The 17,146-nt window shown below is 67.5% G+C and carries 10 protein-coding genes; 6 read left to right on the top strand and 4 right to left on the bottom strand.

Annotation, left to right across the window (positions count from 1 at the left end):
• Positions 1-74 precede the first annotated feature (74 nt).
• The gene (locus tag BMI01S_RS02195; RefSeq protein WP_028230127.1) at positions 75-4,415 is read right to left on the bottom strand and encodes a YhdP family phospholipid transporter; all 4,341 of its coding nucleotides are present in this window, start codon (positions 4,413-4,415) and stop codon (positions 75-77) included.
• Between the two features lie 328 nt (positions 4,416-4,743).
• Here BMI01S_RS02195 and glnE point away from each other — a divergent pair, with 328 nt between their 5' ends.
• Entirely contained in the window at positions 4,744-7,587 is a 2,844-nt protein-coding gene (glnE, locus tag BMI01S_RS02190) for a bifunctional [glutamate--ammonia ligase]-adenylyl-L-tyrosine phosphorylase/[glutamate--ammonia-ligase] adenylyltransferase (RefSeq protein ID WP_028230128.1), read from the top strand.
• Between the two features lie 22 nt (positions 7,588-7,609).
• Here glnE and BMI01S_RS02185 read toward each other — a convergent pair whose 3' ends face one another.
• The 3 genes from BMI01S_RS02185 to BMI01S_RS02175 form a co-directional block, all read right to left on the bottom strand.
• Positions 7,610-7,807 carry a hypothetical protein gene (locus tag BMI01S_RS02185; RefSeq protein WP_036044234.1) on the bottom strand — a complete coding sequence of 66 codons (198 nt, stop codon included), beginning with the start codon at positions 7,805-7,807 and terminating at the stop codon, positions 7,610-7,612.
• Positions 7,808-7,834: 27 nt separating this feature from the next.
• Entirely contained in the window at positions 7,835-9,523 is a 1,689-nt protein-coding gene (gene recN, locus BMI01S_RS02180) for a DNA repair protein RecN (protein ID WP_028230129.1), read from the bottom strand.
• A 140-nt stretch (positions 9,524-9,663) separates the two neighbouring features.
• Positions 9,664-10,575: an NAD kinase gene (locus BMI01S_RS02175; protein ID WP_028230130.1), complete on the bottom strand. Its 912-nt coding sequence runs from the start codon at positions 10,573-10,575 to the stop codon at positions 9,664-9,666.
• A 293-nt stretch (positions 10,576-10,868) separates the two neighbouring features.
• Here BMI01S_RS02175 and hrcA point away from each other — a divergent pair, with 293 nt between their 5' ends.
• The 5 genes from hrcA to dnaK all read left to right on the top strand — a co-directional run bounded on the left by hrcA (position 10,869) and on the right by dnaK (position 17,039).
• The gene (hrcA, locus tag BMI01S_RS02170) at positions 10,869-11,885 is read left to right on the top strand and encodes a heat-inducible transcriptional repressor HrcA (RefSeq protein WP_028209499.1); all 1,017 of its coding nucleotides are present in this window, start codon (positions 10,869-10,871) and stop codon (positions 11,883-11,885) included.
• A gap of 264 nt (positions 11,886-12,149) precedes the next feature.
• Positions 12,150-13,217, top strand: a complete 1,068-nt coding sequence (gene hemH / locus BMI01S_RS02165) for a ferrochelatase (RefSeq protein ID WP_028230131.1) — start codon at positions 12,150-12,152, stop codon at positions 13,215-13,217.
• A gap of 92 nt (positions 13,218-13,309) precedes the next feature.
• A complete protein-coding gene (locus BMI01S_RS02160) occupies positions 13,310-13,717 on the top strand; it encodes an RNA-binding S4 domain-containing protein (protein WP_028209501.1) in 408 nt (135 codons plus the stop codon).
• A gap of 526 nt (positions 13,718-14,243) precedes the next feature.
• Positions 14,244-14,837 carry a nucleotide exchange factor GrpE gene (gene grpE, locus BMI01S_RS02155; RefSeq protein ID WP_028230132.1) on the top strand — a complete coding sequence of 198 codons (594 nt, stop codon included), beginning with the start codon at positions 14,244-14,246 and terminating at the stop codon, positions 14,835-14,837.
• 240 nt (positions 14,838-15,077) lie between these two features.
• Positions 15,078-17,039 carry a molecular chaperone DnaK gene (dnaK, locus tag BMI01S_RS02150; RefSeq protein WP_028209503.1) on the top strand — a complete coding sequence of 654 codons (1,962 nt, stop codon included), beginning with the start codon at positions 15,078-15,080 and terminating at the stop codon, positions 17,037-17,039.
• The last annotated feature ends 107 nt before the right edge of the window (positions 17,040-17,146 follow it).

The raw sequence follows: 17,146 nt of genomic DNA, 5'->3' as shown, positions 1-17,146 counted from the left end.
ACGGGTTCGGGGAGCGGGGCGCAACGTGCGTGCCCGCACCGGGGGGCGCACGCCGTCGGCAAACCTTGCGCCTTTCAGTGCGCGGTGGCCGGCGCCTGCGCGTTCATCTTACCCTGATCGCCGTGCAGCCGCTCGACGTGCGGTTTGGACCAGGGGCCCGTGATCGCGAAGTCCATCGCGAAGGCGTGCTCGAGCGTGTGAGAAAGGACGATGTCGCCGACCAGCGCGCCGAGGCCGAGGAACGGATTGATGATCGCCGCCGCGATCACGCCTGCGCCCGCGCTGACCGTGGGCACCACACGCACGCGCAGGTCCTGGGTCTCGTGCGCGAGGTCGACGCTGCCCGTCATCGTTGCCCGTCCGGGTGCGGTCACGAGCTTGAAGTCGCTCGTGCTGCCGATGCCGCTCTGGATCTGCGCGGTGGCCGTCGCGCTGGTGAAGGGCAGGCCCGTGCCGATGATGTCGCGGAAGTCCGTCGTCGCGAAGCGCGCGAGGCTTTGCAGGCTGAGCACGCCGAGCAGCCTCGCCACGCCCGGATCGACCTTGAGGATCTGGCCGTGGTGGAGGTCGAGCGCGAGGTTGCCGTTCAGCGACGGGACGTCGATGCGAGTCGGGCCGCCTTGCCACGCCAGGGTGCCCGCGAGCGTGCCCGAGCCGCTCTTGAGCACGTGCGGCCTGCCGGCGCGCTCGAGCAGCGCGCCGGCGTCCTTGATGTCGAGATGGAAGTCGAGGTCGGTGCGGCGCGGCGTCTGCATGCCGGCGGCGGCCGAGTCCTCGCTCGCGCCGGTGTCGCCCACCGCGCGCCAGCTTTCCGTGGCCGTGAGGTGCGCGTCCGGGTTGCTGATGTCGAGCTGGTCGAGCCGCCACACCGGCACGCCGTTGTCGTCGTCGTTGTGCGCGTTCACCTGGAGGCGGCCGAGGTCGTGATCGCGCACGATGAGCTGGTTCACGACGAGGTCGATCGACGGCATGTTCTGCAAGGGCTGCGACATCGCCTGGCCGAGCAGGTCGTTCTCGGTGGCGGCGGGCACGGTGAGGCGCGCGAGCCGTGCTTCGAGCGTGCCAGGGGCGCCCGGCACATCGCCCGGCTTCCACGAGACGTGGCCCGAGACCTGATTGGAGGCAATGTTCGCCTGCCATTCGTTGCCGCGCTCGCCCGTGCGCGACGCGCCGAGGACAACGTTCTCCCAGTGGCGCTTGAGGAGCGTGAGCGTGCCGACGTGGACGGCGAAGCGCGAGGGCAGGAACTGGCCAATCGCGCCGTTGGGCGCCAGCGGCGACGAGGCGGCGGCCGCCGCGCTGGCCGCGTTGGTCGTCACCGCGGATTGAGGCTCGCTTGCCCGTGCCTGGGTGCCGGTTGTCGCCGCCGCGCGTGCCGGCGCCACGGTTTGGCCCGCGGTCCCGCGCATCTGCTGGACCACGGCGCGCCACGCGTCGGCGTCGAAGGCCGGGAGATCGACGGCTGCCGCCACGCCTTCCGAGGGCAGATCCGCCGGCCGGTTCATGCCGATCGCGCCGCGCAGCACCTCGGGCACGTGGCCCGGATGGCGGCGCATCACATAATGCGCGGCGAGCGGCCCGAGCGTGAGCTCGGCATGCTGGAACGCGGCGGCATCTGCACCACTTTTTGCGGCGTCGCCGGTGCCCGGCTGCAGTTCGAAACTGAGCGGCATCGGCGTGCCGGCCGCCTTGCCGAACGGCGCCGGCAGGTCGAGCGCGAGGCCGGTGAGATCGGCGTTGGCCTTCACGTCGGGCAGGTGGCCGCGCTGGCCCGCCACCGAAAGCGAGTAGGGCGCCGCCCCCGAGAAGCGCCCGAGCGCGGCCGCCGCCATGCCATGGAGGTTCAGCCCGCGCGCGGCGTCGACGGCCACGTTGCCCGCCACGTTCACCGCATAGCGCCCGTCCTCGCGCAGGCCGCCGCTCGCGCGCAGGTCGCCGCCCAGGAACCGTGCCGTGAGCCGATCGACATTCGCGCTGTGGTTCGTGAAGCGCACCTGGCCGGTGAGGTTGGACACCGGCGGCACGTTCCTCGCGGTCAGCGTGTTGTTCTCGAAGCCGACGGCGCCCGCCACCAGCACCTTCGGCATCGGATGGCGCGGAATCGTGAGCTTGAGCGCGAGCGTGGCCGGGCCCTGCGCCTGCACTTTCGCGGTGGCGTGCTTCGACATATAGCCGATCGAACTGTTGTCTGCGTAATCGAGCAGATCCGCGAGCGGCCCGCGCCCGCTGCCTTCGATCACGATGTCGGAGCCCTTGATGCCCAGCTCCTCGATGCGCCCGCTCACGTTGCGCAGCACGAAGTTGCGGTAGTGCCCGCGATCGACGTCGAAGCGCAGCTTGTTCTCGTGAAGCTTGAACACGCCGTCGATGCCGTCGAACGCGGGCCAGACGTTTGGCGCGCCGTTGCGCATCCTGCGCGGCGGGAACGGCGACGGGTCGAAGCGGCCGCCCGTGAACGGCGCGACGATGCGGAACTGGCCCGCCTGGGGGTCGCGTGAGTACGGGAACCTGGTCAGGTCGCCGTGGACCTCGATCGTCGCGCCCTTCGACAGGCCCGCTTGCAGGCCATGGCCGAGGTAGATGCGCGTCTTCTCGGAGAGGCTGGTGGGCAGATAGCGGGGGACGGCCTTGACCTGGGCTTCGTCGAAGTGCGCGACGAGGTCGAGCGAGCCGCGTCCCTTGCCGGGGTTCGTGTAGTGCGCGGTCATTTTCGCGCGCGCGTCGGCGTTCTCCACGCCGAGCCCGGAGACGTCGACGGTGATCGCCTTCATCCTGTTGCCGGGCACGCGCGCGGCGGCCACGGTCCATTTGGCCGCGCCGTAGAGCCGGTCGAACGTGAGACGCGGGTTGTCGAACACGCCCGGGACGGTGATGGCCGCGTTGGCCGTGTCGAGGTCGATCGTGCCGTGCGACTCGTCGGAATCGATGTGCCCCCAGAGGTTCTCGAAGCCCGGCAGGCCCGCGCGCGGATGGCCGCGCGGCGTGAGGCCAGGCCCCGGCTCCTGCGCGTTCACGCTGATGCCTTGCAGGTCGCCCTTGAAGCGATAGTGGATGACCGGCTCGACGCCCGTGACGCGCTGCTCGGCGGCGGCCTCGCCCGATTCGGGCTGCGCGCGTTCGAGGCCCAGCTCGTAGTTCGCCACCAGCCCGCGCGGGTCGAAGCGCACTAGCGCGCCCTGCACGCGCCCCGGCAGGGGCAGCGCGCGCATGAACTGCGCGAGGATACCCAGATCGATGCGGTCGCCCTGCACGGTGATCAACTGACCGTGCTGTAGCGATTGCTGGCGAAAACGTGCATCGAGCGTCGCGAGTGCGAGCGAGCGGATGAGCGGCGTGCCGTCGTCGAGCGGCGGCTGGCCGAGTTCGGCGTGGAAGTCGCGCAGCGCGAGCGTGTAATCGCCGGGCTCGATGCCCGTGCTCCAGTGGAAGCTCGCGACCGGCACGTCGAGCAGCGGCTGCGTGGGGCGCACGCGCAGCGAAACGTTTGCCCCTTCGAGCGCGCCGCTCGCCGTGAGGATGTGTCCGTTCGCGAAGTGCGCCCAGATCGCGTTGTCGATACGCCCGGCGTACGTGGCGATCGGGAAGTCGATGTAGCGCGCTAGCGTGGGCAGATCGACCGGGCCGGTCGAGAGGTACGTGTCGCCGGTCCAGCCGATCGGCTTGCCGGCCTGCGTGGAATGCGCGTGCGTGAAGTGCGCGCGAAAGTCGAGCGGGCCGTGCAGCACGGTGCCCTCGGCAGGCGCCTGGAGCGCGATGCGGTGATCGTAGCCGTCGTTGAGGATCGCGAGGCGGATATGCGAGAGCGCGAGATCGGGCGCGTCGCGCGTGGCGTCGCGCCAGCGCAGCGTGCCACCGCGCAGCACGATGGCTTCCTGGAGCATGAGCCAGGTCGTGAAGGTGGCGTTGCCCGTGTGCGCGGTGGGCACCGGCACGCCCGCGACGGTCAGTGTGCCGTCGTCCTCGCGGGCGAGCTGCACGTCGGGCTGTTCGACCACGATGCTCGAAAGCAGCGGCTCGAGCAGCACGACCGAGCGCCACGAAACGGAGGCCGTGGCGTGCGGCACATTGAGCGCGATCTTGCCGTGGCGGTCGCGGATCGTCAGATCGGTGATGTCGATGCCGGGCTCGAAGCCCGACCAGTGCGGCGCGAGCTTGCCGATGCGAAAGTCGGCGTGGATCTTCGTGGAAACGAGTTGCTCGATGCGCGGACGGATGTTGTCCACGCGCGGCAGCACGACGTAGCGCAATCCGAGCAGCAGCACGCCGACGACGAAATACAGGACAAGCGCGATGACCGCCAGCACGTGGAACGTGTGGCGCAGAACCGGATGATGATGGTGCTGGCCCCCCGGCTCTGTAGCCTGGCTGGCATGTCCAGATCGAGGCGGGCCGGCGGGATCGTTTCGCTCGGACATGCTGCGGCGGGTGGGGTATGGTAGCGTTGCGTTCTAACGACGAAATGTATCACAGAGGGCCGCCGGCACGCCCATCCGGGCAAGCCGGGATGGCCACGCAGCGCGGTGATACGCACGATTGATCGCATTGCAGCGCGCGCTATGCCAGATGCATTGGCAAAGCGGGATGCAACAATGGAAGAACGGCGGGGATCCGGCTTTCGCGCGTGCATCGCACGAGGCCGGCGTACCGCTCGAGCCATAGAGACAGTCATTGAACCAATCGCGCGACCCGACCGTGGATCACCGGCGCGACACAACAGCGAGCCAAGCCGCAAGCCGCCCCTTCATGAACGACCTCCCTCTCCTGAGTTCCCGCTATTCCCGTTATGCAGCGCGTGCCTATGCCGCGCGCCCCGAGCTGGCGGCGCAGGTCGAGGCGCTCGCTGCCGCGCCGCTCACGCGCGAGCGCATCGTCGCGCGCTTCGATACGTTGAGCCGTCAGCTGGTCGGCGCAGGCGCTTCTCAGGCTAGCGCGGGAGCAAGCGTCGCACCCGCTGCGCCGCTCACCGACGAGCAGCTGAAGAAGATCCTGCGCCAGCTGCGCGTGGAAGTGATCTGCGCGGTGATGGAGCGCGACCTGGGCGGTGTCGCCGACGTCGCCGAAGTCACCGGCAGCATGACCGATCTCGCCGAAGTCGCGATCCAGCGCGCGCTTGCCTGCGTGAGCGCCGACCTCGAAGCCCTCTTCGGCGAGCCGCGCGGCCCCAACGGCGAACGTCTTACGCTAGGCGTGGTGGGGATGGGCAAGCTCGGCGGGCGCGAGCTCAACGTCTCGTCGGACATCGACCTGATCTTCGTCTACGAGGACGACGGCGAGACCTCGGGCGGCCAGCGCTCGCCGATCGCCACGCAGGACTTCTTCACGCGCGTGGGCAAACGCCTGATCGGCGCATTGAGCGACGTGACCGCGGACGGCTTCGTCTTTCGCGTCGACATGCGGCTGCGCCCGAACGGCGACTCGGGACCGCTCGTGTGCGGCCTCGGCATGCTCGAAGAGTACTTCTACGTGCAGGGCCGCGAGTGGGAGCGCTATGCGTGGATCAAGGGGCGGCTCGCCTCCGAGGTCGAGAGCGAAAGCGCGCTGCGTCTCGCGCGTCAGCTCGACTCGCTCGTCAAGCCCTTCGTCTACCGCCGCTATCTCGACTTCGGCGTGATCAGCGCGATCCGCTCGCTGCACATGCAGATCCGCCAGGAGGCGCAGCGGCGCGCCATGATGCGCCCCGACAAGGCCGACGACATCAAGCTCGGGCGCGGCGGCATTCGCGAGATCGAGTTCAGCGCCCAGGTGTTCCAGCTCATTCGCGGCGGCCAGGATGCGGGCTTTCGCGTGCGACCGACGCTCGCCGTGCTCGGCTACGCCGCCGCGCGCGGGTTGATCTCGCTGGAGGTCTGCGGCGAACTCACGCGCGCCTACGACTTCCTGCGCAACCTGGAGCATCGCCTGCAATATCGCGACGACGCGCAGACGCACGCCATGCCCGTCGACGCCGAAGAGCGCGCCGCGCTCGCGAAATCGATGGGCTTTGCCGACTACGCGGCGCTGATCTCGACGCTCGACGGCCACCGCGAGAAGGTCGAGCGTCAGTTCGTGCAGATCTTCTCCGACAAGGTGGGCGGCGAGGGCGGCGGCGGCGCTTCCGGGGACGGCGCGGCGGCATGGGTATGGAGCGGCGCGCTCGTGGAAGAAGGCGCCGACGACGAACTGGTCGAACGGCTCGCGCAACTGGGTATCGACGACCCCGCGCCGCTGCTCGCGCGCCTGCGCGGGCTGTGGCAGTCGTCGCGCTACGCGGGGCTGCCCGAGAAGAGCCGCGAGCGTTTCGACGGCGTCGCGCAACGCGCGCTCGAAGCGGCCCGCACGCTGGAGCCCCGCGAGCGCCGCGGCGACACGCTCGCGCGCATGTTCGAGCTGCTCGAAGGCGTGATCCGGCGCGGCGCGTATCTCGCGCTGCTCACCGAGTACCCCGACGCGCTCAACCGCGTGCTCAACGTGCTGGGCGGATCGCGCTGGGCGGCGGGCTATCTGATCCGGCATCCCCAGCTGCTCGACGAACTGCTCGACGACGAGGCGGTGACCACGCCCTTCGACTGGCCCGAGTTCTCGCGCCTGTTGCGCGCGCGCCTCGCCGCCGCCGCCGACGTCGAGCAGCAGATGGACCTGCTGCGCCACGCGCACCAGGCCGAGGTGTTCCGCATCCTGCTCAACGACCTGGCGGGCCGGCTTTCGGTGGAGCACGTGAGCGACCTGCTTTCCGAGCTTGCGGACGCCGTGCTCGACGTGACCATCGAGACCGTGTGGAAGCAGTTCGCGAGGCGTCATCGCGAGGTGCCGCGCTTCGCGGCGATCGCATACGGCAAGCTGGGCGGCAAGGAGCTTGGCTACGCATCCGACCTCGACATCATCTTTCTGTACGAGGACGACGACGAGCGCGCGTCGGAAGTCTACGCGGCCTTCGCGCGGCGCCTCATCACGTGGCTCACCACGGCCACCGGCGCGGGCACGCTGTTCGACATCGATCTGCGCTTGCGGCCCAATGGCGAATCGGGCCTGCTCGTGACTGACCTCGACGCGTTTCGCCGCTACCAGCTGCGCGAGGGCGATGCGGCCAACACGGCGTGGGTGTGGGAGCATCAGGCGCTCACGCGCGCGCGCTTCTCGGCCGGCGACGCAGCGATCGGCAGCGCCTTCGAGGCGATTCGCGAGCAGGTGCTGACGACGCCACGCGACGCCGCGCCGCTCGCCGCCGAAATCGTGGCGATGCGCCAGCGCGTGGAGGACGGCCATCCGAACCGTACCGAGCTATTCGATCTGAAGCACGACCGCGGCGGCATGGTGGACATCGAGTTCCTGGTGCAGTACTGGGTGCTGCTGCACGCCGCGCAGGATCCCGAGCTGATCCGCAATACCGGCAACATCGCGCTCCTGCGCGAGGTGTCGCGCTTCGGGCTGATGAGCGAGGAGGAGGCCGAGACGATCGGTTCGGCGTACCGGCTGTATCGCAAGCTGCAGCACCAGTTGCGGCTCGACGGCATGGAGAAGGCGCGTGTCGATCCCGCGCGCGTGGCGCGCGAACGCGACGCGGTGCTGGCGCTATGGAAGCGGGTGTTCGGGGGACGCGGGGAGCGTTAGGGCAAGCGCGCGCTGGCCGGTTTCAGATGATCCCGGCCTGCCTATCCATTTCTTCGAGTTCAGCGAATACCTCACGGGCAGGCGTGAAGTTTCCTGCTTCGATTTGCCTTCGCCCATGCTCCAGCAGTGCCAGAAGCGCGAGCGTTTGCTCCGTGCTGCCGCGCGCGTTTTCGCCCGGTGCATTGGCGCTATTCTGCGTTTCGTCGTTTAGCGATTCCATTGCAGTTGTTCCTCCCCGTAGTGGCCCTCAAGCCGCCAGCATCTCCTTCGCGTGCCGCCGGGTCGTCGCGGTGATCTCGAGGCCCCCGAGCATGCGCGCGACTTCTTCCACGCGGCCGCCCTTGTCCAGCGGCATGACGGCCGAGACCGTGCCGCCATTGCCGTCGCCGGATTTCGACACCTGGAAGTGGTGATCGCCGCGCGCCGCGACCTGCGGCAGGTGGGTGACGCATAGCACCTGACGCGCGCGTCCGAGCTGATGCAGCAATCGCCCCACCACTTCGGCCACGCCGCCGCCGATGCCCGTGTCGACTTCGTCGAAGATCAGGGTCGGCGTCGGGCTCGCCGCGCTGGCAATGACGGCGAGCGCGAGGCTGATGCGCGCGAGTTCGCCGCCCGAGGCGATCTTCGCGAGCGGGCGCAGCGGCACGCCGGCATGGCCCGCCACGCGGAATTCGATCTGCTCCAGACCATGCGCGCCGCCGATGGGCTCGCCGTTCGAGCCGCTGCCGAGCGCCACGAGCGCGACTTCGAAGCTGCCGCCCGCCATCGACAGCTCCTGCATGCCCTGCGTGACCGCCGCGCCGAGCGCTTGCGCGGCCTTGGCGCGCGCCTTCGAAAGCTCGCGCGCCTGCCCGAGGTAGGCGTCCTGCGCTTTCTGCGCGGCGGCGCGCAGGCCGTCGAGATCGGACGCGGCGTCCAGCGCGGCGAGCTGCTGGCGGCGCGCCGCGTGTTCGTCGGGCAGCGTCTCGGCGTGCAGGCGGAACTTGCGCGCCGTCGAATGGAGCGCGTCGAGGCGCCGTTCCACCTGTGCGAGCCGCTGCGGATCGAGATCGAGACGCTGCGCGTAATGCGAAAGCGAGTAGGCCGCTTCCTGGATCTGGATCGCGGCGGGCTCCAGCGCGGCCAGCGCATCGTTGAGTTCGGCGTCGATTTCGGCGAGGCCGCGCAGCTTCGAGAGAATCGAATTGAGCTGCGAGAGCATCGCCTCGTCGGATTCGGAGAGTGCCGCCAGTGCGCCCTGCACGCCTTCGATCAAGTTCGCCGAGTTCGAAAGCCGCACGTGCTCCGCGTTTACCTCTTCCCATTCGCCGGGCTGGGGCGCGAGCTTGTCGAGCTCGGCGAGCTGCCATGCCAGGCGCTCGCGTTCGAGCTGCAGCTCGCGGTCGCGCGACATGGCGCTTTGCAGCGCGAGACGGGCGTCGCGCGCCTCGCGCCACGCGCGCGCGACGGCGGCGGCGAGATCGGTGAGGCCCGCGTGCGTGTCGAAAAGCTCGCGCTGCGCGTCGGGGCGCATGAGCAACTGGTGCGCGTGCTGGCCGTGGATGTCCACGAGCATCTCGCCCAGCTCGCGCAACTGCGCGAGCGTGGCCGGCGTGCCGTTGATGAAGGCGCGCGAGCGTCCGCCGCTGTCCACCACGCGCCGCATCATGACCGTGTGCTCGCCGTCGCCGGCATCGACATTCGCGAGCGCCTGTTCGTCGAGCCAGAGCGCCGCGTGCGGCGGCACGTCGAACTCGGCGGTGATGTCGGCGCGGCTCTCGCCCGTGCGCACGACGCTCGCGTCGGCGCGCGTCCCGAGCGTGAGCGCGAGGGCGTCGATCAGGATCGACTTGCCCGCGCCCGTCTCGCCGGAAAACACGGTGAAGCCGCTATCGAATTCGAGGTCGAGCGCCGCGACGATCACGAAGTCGCGAATCGAGAGATGGCGAAGCATGGCGTCTGGTTCTGCTTTTTGGGTTGGCGTGGGTTACCGGTGCCTGCTGGCTGTATGGGAACGGAAGTGTGGGCATCGATGGAGCGGCGCGCATGTGCACACCGCGCGGACCGGGCGCGCTCTTCCTGTCTCGGCTTGCCTTAATCCTCCGGATCGTCCTGCAGCGAGGGGTGCTCATTCCAGTGCAGCTTCTTGCGCAGCGTGCGGTAGTAGCTGTAGCCGACCGGATGCAGGAAAGGCACCGTGTGGCGCGAGCGGCGCACCTCGATCACGTCGCCCAGTTCCAGCGCCGTGAATGACTGCATGTCGAAGTTCACGTTGACGTCGCGCCCGGCCACGATCTGGATGCTCACTTTGCAGTCGTCGGGCAACACGATCGGGCGGTTCGAAAGCGCGTGCGGCGCGATCGGCACGAGCACGATGCCTTGCAGCTGCGGATGGAGGATCGGCCCCTGCGACGAAAGCGCATAGGCGGTGGAGCCCGTGGGCGTCGCGACGATCAGACCGTCCGAGCGCTGGTTGTACATGAAGCGGCCATCCACGTTCACGCGCAGCTCGGCCATGCCTGAGAAGCCGCTGCGGTTCACAACCACGTCGTTGAAGGCGAGCGCGTGGTAGATCGGGTCGCCGTCGCGCGTAATGCGCGATTCGAGCAGCGAGCGCTCCTCGCGCTCGAACGAGCCGGCCAGCAGCTGCGGCACGATCTCCTGCATCTCCGAGAACGCGATGTCGGTGATGAAGCCGAGCCGCCCGTGGTTGATGCCGATGAGCGGCGTGCGGTAGGGCGCGAGCTGGCGGCCCATGCCGAGCATCGTGCCGTCGCCGCCGAGCACGACGGCCACGTCCGCGCGCGCGCCGATCTCGGCGGGCTGCAGCGCGGGATAGCCTTGCGCGCCGACTTCCTCGGCGGTCTGCGCTTCGAACACGACCTCGAAGCCGCGCTTCGCAATGGTCTGCGCGAGCGCCATCAGCGGCTCGGCGATGCCCGGCGTGTTGCTGCGCCCAACGAGCGCAACGGTCTTGAACTGGCTCTGGATCTTCTGGATCTGCATGCCGGCATTACACCATAGTCAGGTCGCGAAAAGAACCTGGCGCGGGCCGCGAACGGGCCGCCGGGCCTTGTGCGCCGCGCCTTCCAGCCCGAAGCCGGTGACACGGCGATGACAACGGGCAATGCCGTGCGCGATGGCGCGCGTCCCGGCACGGTCCGGGCCTTGCGCGCTTCGGTTGAATGCACGGCCGCCGGCAGGCCGGAACGCCTGGCCCCCGCGCCACGGGCTTGCCGCCGGGACTGCGCTGGCTGCGCACTCGCGGCCAACCCGCCATTAGGCTAAAATTTTCAGTCATGCTAGATCCCCGCGCACAAACCCTCCTCAAGACGCTGATCGAGCGTTACATCGCCGAAGGTCAGCCGGTCGGCTCGCGCACGCTGTCGCGCTATTCCGGCCTGGAGCTGAGCCCGGCGACGATCCGCAACGTCATGTCGGACCTCGAGGAACTGGGTCTCGTGTCCAGCCCGCACACCTCGGCGGGGCGGGTGCCCACGCCGCGCGGCTATCGCCTGTTCGTCGATACCATGCTCACCGTCGAGCCCAGCTCAGACGACGCCCTCACGCGCGCGGTGAAGACCACGCTGCGCCCCGGCGAGCCGCAAAAGGTCGTGGCAGCGGCGGCCAGCGTGCTCTCGAACCTCTCGCAGTTCGCGGGCGTGGTGCTCACGCCGCGGCGCAGCCACGTGTTCAAGCAAATCGAGTTCATGCGCCTGTCCGACAAGCGCATCCTGCTCATCATCGTGACGCCAGAAGGCGACGTGCAGAACCGCATCATGGCGACGCAGCGCGACTTCACGCCCTCGGAACTCATCGAGGCCTCGAACTACATCAACGCGCATTTCGCGGGCCTGTCGTTCGACGAAGTGCGCCGCCGCCTGCGCGAGGAAATCGACGCGCTGCGCGGCGACATGACCTCGCTCATGCACGCGGCCGTGACCGCGAGCACCGAAGAACCCGAAACCGGCGACACCGTGCTGATTTCCGGCGAGCGCAACCTGCTCGAAGTCGCCGATCTTTCGTCGGACATGGCGCGCCTGCGCAAGCTTTTCGACGTGTTCGACCAGAAAACCAGCCTCCTGCAGTTGCTCGACGTCTCGAGCCACGCGCAGGGCGTGCAGATCTTCATCGGCGGCGAGTCGAACCTCGTGCCGATCGAGGAAATGAGCGTGGTGACCGCGCCCTATGAAGTGAACGGCAAGATCGTCGGCACGCTCGGCGTGATCGGGCCGACTCGCATGGCGTACAACCGCGTGATCCCGATTGTCGATATCACCGCGCGCCTGCTGTCACTCACGCTGAGCCAGAACTGAGCGCCCCACCGGGCGCCAAACTGCGCGCCGCCGGGCACACCCGCCTTTGAGAAGATCATCCCCGAAAGCGGCGTCGAGCGCCATCGGCCGAATGGCCAAAGTGGACCCAACCGGGACCAACACACCGCGCCTGTCTGCGTGAGCCGCAGCCGCGCGAGAGGGCGGTCCCCGATTCCCACGGTTGGCCCGCCAGGGCCGCCCGCTATAATGCTTGTTTCGTGCAACCGTTGCTGCGCGTTCTCCGCGCGGCGCCACTGATCGCCTATGCGTTTCGACCTGGAGCGGCCTTCGCAGTCCGCCGCGGCGCATCGCGTCGCCGTGCTGCTCATCAATCTGGGCACGCCGGACGCGCCAACGCCGCGCGCCGTGCGTCGCTATCTGGCGCAGTTCCTCTCCGACCCGCGCGTGGTCGAGATCCCGGCGCCGATCTGGCAGATCATCCTGCGCGCCGTGATCCTGCCGTTTCGCGCCCGCTCGTCGGCGAAGAAGTATGCGGCGGTCTGGACGCCCGAGGGCTCGCCGCTGCGCGTGTACACGCAAAAGCAGACCGACGGCCTGCGTCATCTGCTGCAGATCAACGATTACGCCGTCCTTGTCGATTACGCGATGCGCTACGGCACGCCCGACATCGCGGCGATATTGAACCAGCTGAAGCTTGCGGGCGCGGAACGGATCCTGCTGATGCCGATGTACCCGCAGTATTCGGCGTCGACCACGGCTACGGCATTCGACGCGGCATTCGCCGCGCTTCGCCGCATGCGCAACCAGCCGGAAATCCGCACGGTGCGCGGCTATCACGACCATCCGGCGTATATCGCGGCGCTCGCGGCCCAGGTGCATCATTACTGGCAAACGCACGGCAAGCCGGATTTCGCGGCCGGCGACCGCCTCGTGCTGAGCTTTCACGGCGTCCCGAGCCGTACGCTCGATCTCGGCGACCCGTACCACGACCAGTGCCAGCAAACGGCCGCGTTGCTCATGCATGCGCTGGAGCTCACGCCGGTCGAATGCCGGGTCACGTTTCAGTCGCGCTTCGGCCGTGCGCAGTGGCTCCAGCCGTACACGGCGCCGACGCTGCGGGAACTGGGCGCGGGCGGCGTGCGCCGGGCGGACGTCTTCTGCCCCGGCTTCACGGCGGACTGCCTTGAAACCATCGAGGAAATCGGCATGGAAGTGCGCGACGAATTCCTGCACGGCGGCGGCAAGGAGTTTCACCGTATTCCCTGCCTGAACGCCGCGCCCGCCTGGATTGCGGCGCTCGGTGAAATCGTCGTGCAGCATCTCCAGGGCTGGTCCGTGCAGGCCCCGGCGCCCGCCGGCGCCATGACGTGACCTGAACTGCCGGTGACGTGAAGTGACGTGAGCGCGCTGCCGGAGCCGGCTGAGCCGGCTGAGCGGGCTGCGCGGCCCATGGGAAACCTCTGATGAACTACAAGATTTCGACTGAACCCGGCGCGCGGCTGCGCATCGACAAATGGCTATGGGCGGCGCGCTTTTTCAAGACGCGCTCGCTCGCCTCGGATGCCGTGGGCAAAGGCCGCGTGCGCATTGGCGGCGATGCCGTGAAGGCATCGAAGGACGTGCGCGTGGGCGATCTCGTCGAAATCGAGATCGAACATGTGGTGTGGGAAGTGGAAGTGCTTGGGATTTGCGAAGTGCGCGGCCCAGCCAGCGTCGCGCAGACGCTCTATGCGGAAACGCAGACCGGGCGCGAACGGCGCGCGGCAGAGCAGGAGCGGCGGCGACTCTTTCGCGAGCCCGCCGCCGTGCTGCAAGGCAGGCCCACGAAACGCGATCGCCGCACTATCGACAAGTTCTCACGTGAGGATTGAAGAGCGCCTCCATCGTGGCGTGCACGCCCCCGTATTCCGTCGTGTTTTCGTTCACGGCGCCCGACATGCAGATGGTCGTTGTCCCGGCGATGAGCACCAGTGCGACCACCGATATGGCAAAGGTCAGTTTCACGGTACTCCCCTTGGGATCGCTGCAAAACGGCCATTTTCAAGGCCCGGCTAGTCATCGGTGTGCGGATACCGGGCCCCTTCGGTGCGATGCGTGACTCAGGGTAAACGCACCGTGAGCAGCATCCGTTCCTGAGTTTAGGTCAGGGTTGGCCCTTACTCAATTCCAGGTTTGCGGCGCTGCGGTAATCGTTGTAACGCGCGGTTTCCCGGCTTGGCCCCCCGCATAAAAAAGCCGCGGGAAGCCCTTGAAACAAGCGGCACAGGACCCATGTGCTGTCGCAATCTACAGAGCATTCGTAGCGCCGGGGCAACGGTCGGCGGCGCAGCGAACAGGGCGGCCCTAAGGCGCCCCAGGCTTTGTTCCCTTTTTCACTATTCAACGACGTTCAGCGAAATGGAAAACACGCAAGAGAACCCGACGAGCCAGAACTCCACGCCCGCGGACGAGGCGTCGCAAGCCCAGGCACCCCAGCCGCAGGCGGCTGACGCTGCCCAGCAGGCAACGCAAGGCGGCGCGGACCAGAACGCCGCCGCGCTGGCCGAGGCTGCCCTGGCTGAGGCTCAAGCAAAGGTCGCCGAATTGCAGGACGCTTTCGTCCGCGCCAAGGCCGAGACCGAGAACGTCCGCCGCCGCGCTCAGGAAGACGTCGCCAAGGCGCACAAGTTCGCCATCGAAAACTTCGCCGAGCATCTGCTGCCGGTGGTGGACAGCCTCGAAGCCGCGCTCGCGCACAACTCCGACGACCTCGCCAAGGTCAACGAAGGCGTCGAGCTCACGCTCAAGCAACTGACCGGCGCGCTCGAGAAGGGCAAGGTCGTCGCCATCAATCCCGTGGGCGAGAAGTTCGATCCCCACCGCCATCAGGCGATTTCGATGGTGCCGTCCGAGCAGGAAGCGAACACCGTCGTCAGCGTGCTGCAAAAGGGTTATGTGATCGCCGACCGCGTGCTGCGTCCGGCGCTCGTGACCGTTTCGGCGCCGAAGTAAGCAAAAAGTAAGCGTCGCCGGCCCCGGATCCACCGATTGGGCCGCGCGATTGAAAAAAATGATGGAACGCATAGCCCAAAGCTCTTGAAATCGCCGTCCTGGGCACTTATTTGGGCAGCAGTTCCAAATTGAAGTGGACGCCAGCCGCGCACAAGGGAAAACGCGGCACGAGCATGCAGTTACCTGCGCCGCGCGAAAGCGGCGTCCGCACAGCGATCAAAATCTGGAGATTTGACAAAAATGGGCAAAATCATCGGTATCGACCTCGGCACCACCAACTCGTGCGTGGCGCTGATGGAAGGCAATCAGGTCAAGGTGATCGAGAACTCGGAAGGCGCCCGTACGACGCCGTCGATCATCGCCTACATGGACGACAACGAAGTGCTGGTCGGCGCACCGGCCAAGCGCCAGTCGGTCACCAACCCGAAGAACACGCTGTATGCAGTCAAGCGCCTGATCGGCCGCCGCTTCGAAGAGAAGGAAGTGCAAAAGGACATCGGCCTGATGCCCTACAAGATCGTCAAGCACGACAACGGCGACGCGTGGGTCGAAGCGCACGGCACGAAGCTCGCGCCTTCGCAGGTTTCGGCCGAAGTGCTGCGCAAGATGAAGAAGACCGCTGAAGACTACCTCGGCGAGCCGGTCACCGAAGCCGTGATCACGGTTCCCGCGTACTTCAACGACAGCCAGCGTCAGGCAACCAAGGACGCCGGCCGCATCGCGGGTCTGGAAGTCAAGCGCATCATCAACGAGCCGACGGCAGCGGCACTCGCGTTCGGCCTCGACAAGGCCGAAAAGGGCGACCGCAAGATCGCCGTGTTCGACCTGGGCGGCGGCACGTTCGACATCTCGATCATCGAAATCGCGGATGTCGACGGCGAAATGCAGTTCGAAGTGCTCTCGACCAACGGCGACACGTTCCTCGGCGGCGAAGACTTCGACCAGCGCATCATCGATTACATCATCGGCGAGTTCAAGAAGGAGCAGGGCGTCGACCTCTCGAAGGACGTGCTCGCGCTGCAACGCCTGAAGGAAGCCGCTGAAAAGGCCAAGATCGAACTGTCGTCGGGCCAGCAAACCGAAATCAACCTGCCGTACATCACGGCGGATGCCTCGGGTCCGAAGCACCTGAACCTGAAGATCACGCGCGCCAAGCTCGAAGCGCTGGTCGAAGACCTGATCGAGCGCACCATCGAGCCGTGCCGCGTCGCGATCAAGGATGCGGGCGTGAAGGTCGGCGACATCGACGACGTGATCCTCGTCGGCGGCCAGACGCGTATGCCGAAGGTGCAGGAGAAGGTCAAGGAGTTCTTCGGCAAGGACCCGCGCCGTGACGTGAACCCGGACGAAGCCGTGGCCGTCGGCGCCGCGATTCAAGGCCAGGTGCTGTCGGGCGACCGCAAGGACGTGCTGCTGCTCGACGTCACCCCGCTCTCGCTCGGTATCGAGACGCTCGGCGGCGTGATGACGAAGATGATCAACAAGAACACGACGATCCCGACGAAGCACTCGCAGGTGTACTCGACGGCCGACGACAACCAGGGCGCCGTGACGATCAAGGTGTTCCAGGGCGAACGCGAAATGGCGGCGGGCAACAAGCTGCTGGGCGAGTTCAACCTCGAAGGCATCCCGCCCGCACCGCGCGGCGTGCCGCAGATCGAAGTGACCTTCGACATCGACGCCAACGGCATTCTGCACGTGGGCGCGAAGGACAAGGCCACCGGCAAGGAAAACAAGATCACCATCAAGGCGAACTCGGGTCTTTCGGAAGCCGAAATCGAGAAGATGGTGAAGGACGCCGAAGCGAACGCGGAAGAAGATCACCGTCTGCGTGAGCTGGCCGACGTGCGCAACCAGGGCGACGCCCTCGTTCACAGCACGAAGAAGGCCGTGGCCGAGTACGGCGACAAGATCGACGCTTCCGACAAGGAAAAGATCGAAGCCGCGCTGAAGGATCTCGAGGAAACGCTGAAGAGCTCGTCGGCCGACAAGGCGACGATCGAGGCGAAGGTCGAGACGCTGTCGGCCGCGTCGCAGAAGCTCGGCGAAAAGATGTACGCCGACATGCAGGCGCAGCAGGCTGGCGCGGCCGGTGCAGCCGGTGCGGGTGCGGCAGGTGGTGCAGGCGGTGCGGAGCAGGCTGCGCAGAACAACGCCGACGACGTGGTCGACGCCGAGTTCAAGGAAGTCAAGAAGGACTAAGTGGGTGAGCGGCGGTCGCGACCGTTCTGCCTGATCAGCAGGCGGTCGTGCCTCTGCGAAAGCGGCCGCATCGGTTACGATGCGTGTCGGCATTGCAGCGCCTGGCG

The organism is Paraburkholderia mimosarum LMG 23256 = NBRC 106338 (assembly GCF_000739815.1).
Taxonomy (GTDB): Bacteria; Pseudomonadota; Gammaproteobacteria; order Burkholderiales; family Burkholderiaceae; genus Paraburkholderia; species Paraburkholderia mimosarum.
Note: the sequence above shows the minus strand (reverse complement) of the source record. Positions and strands in the feature narration are given on the sequence as shown.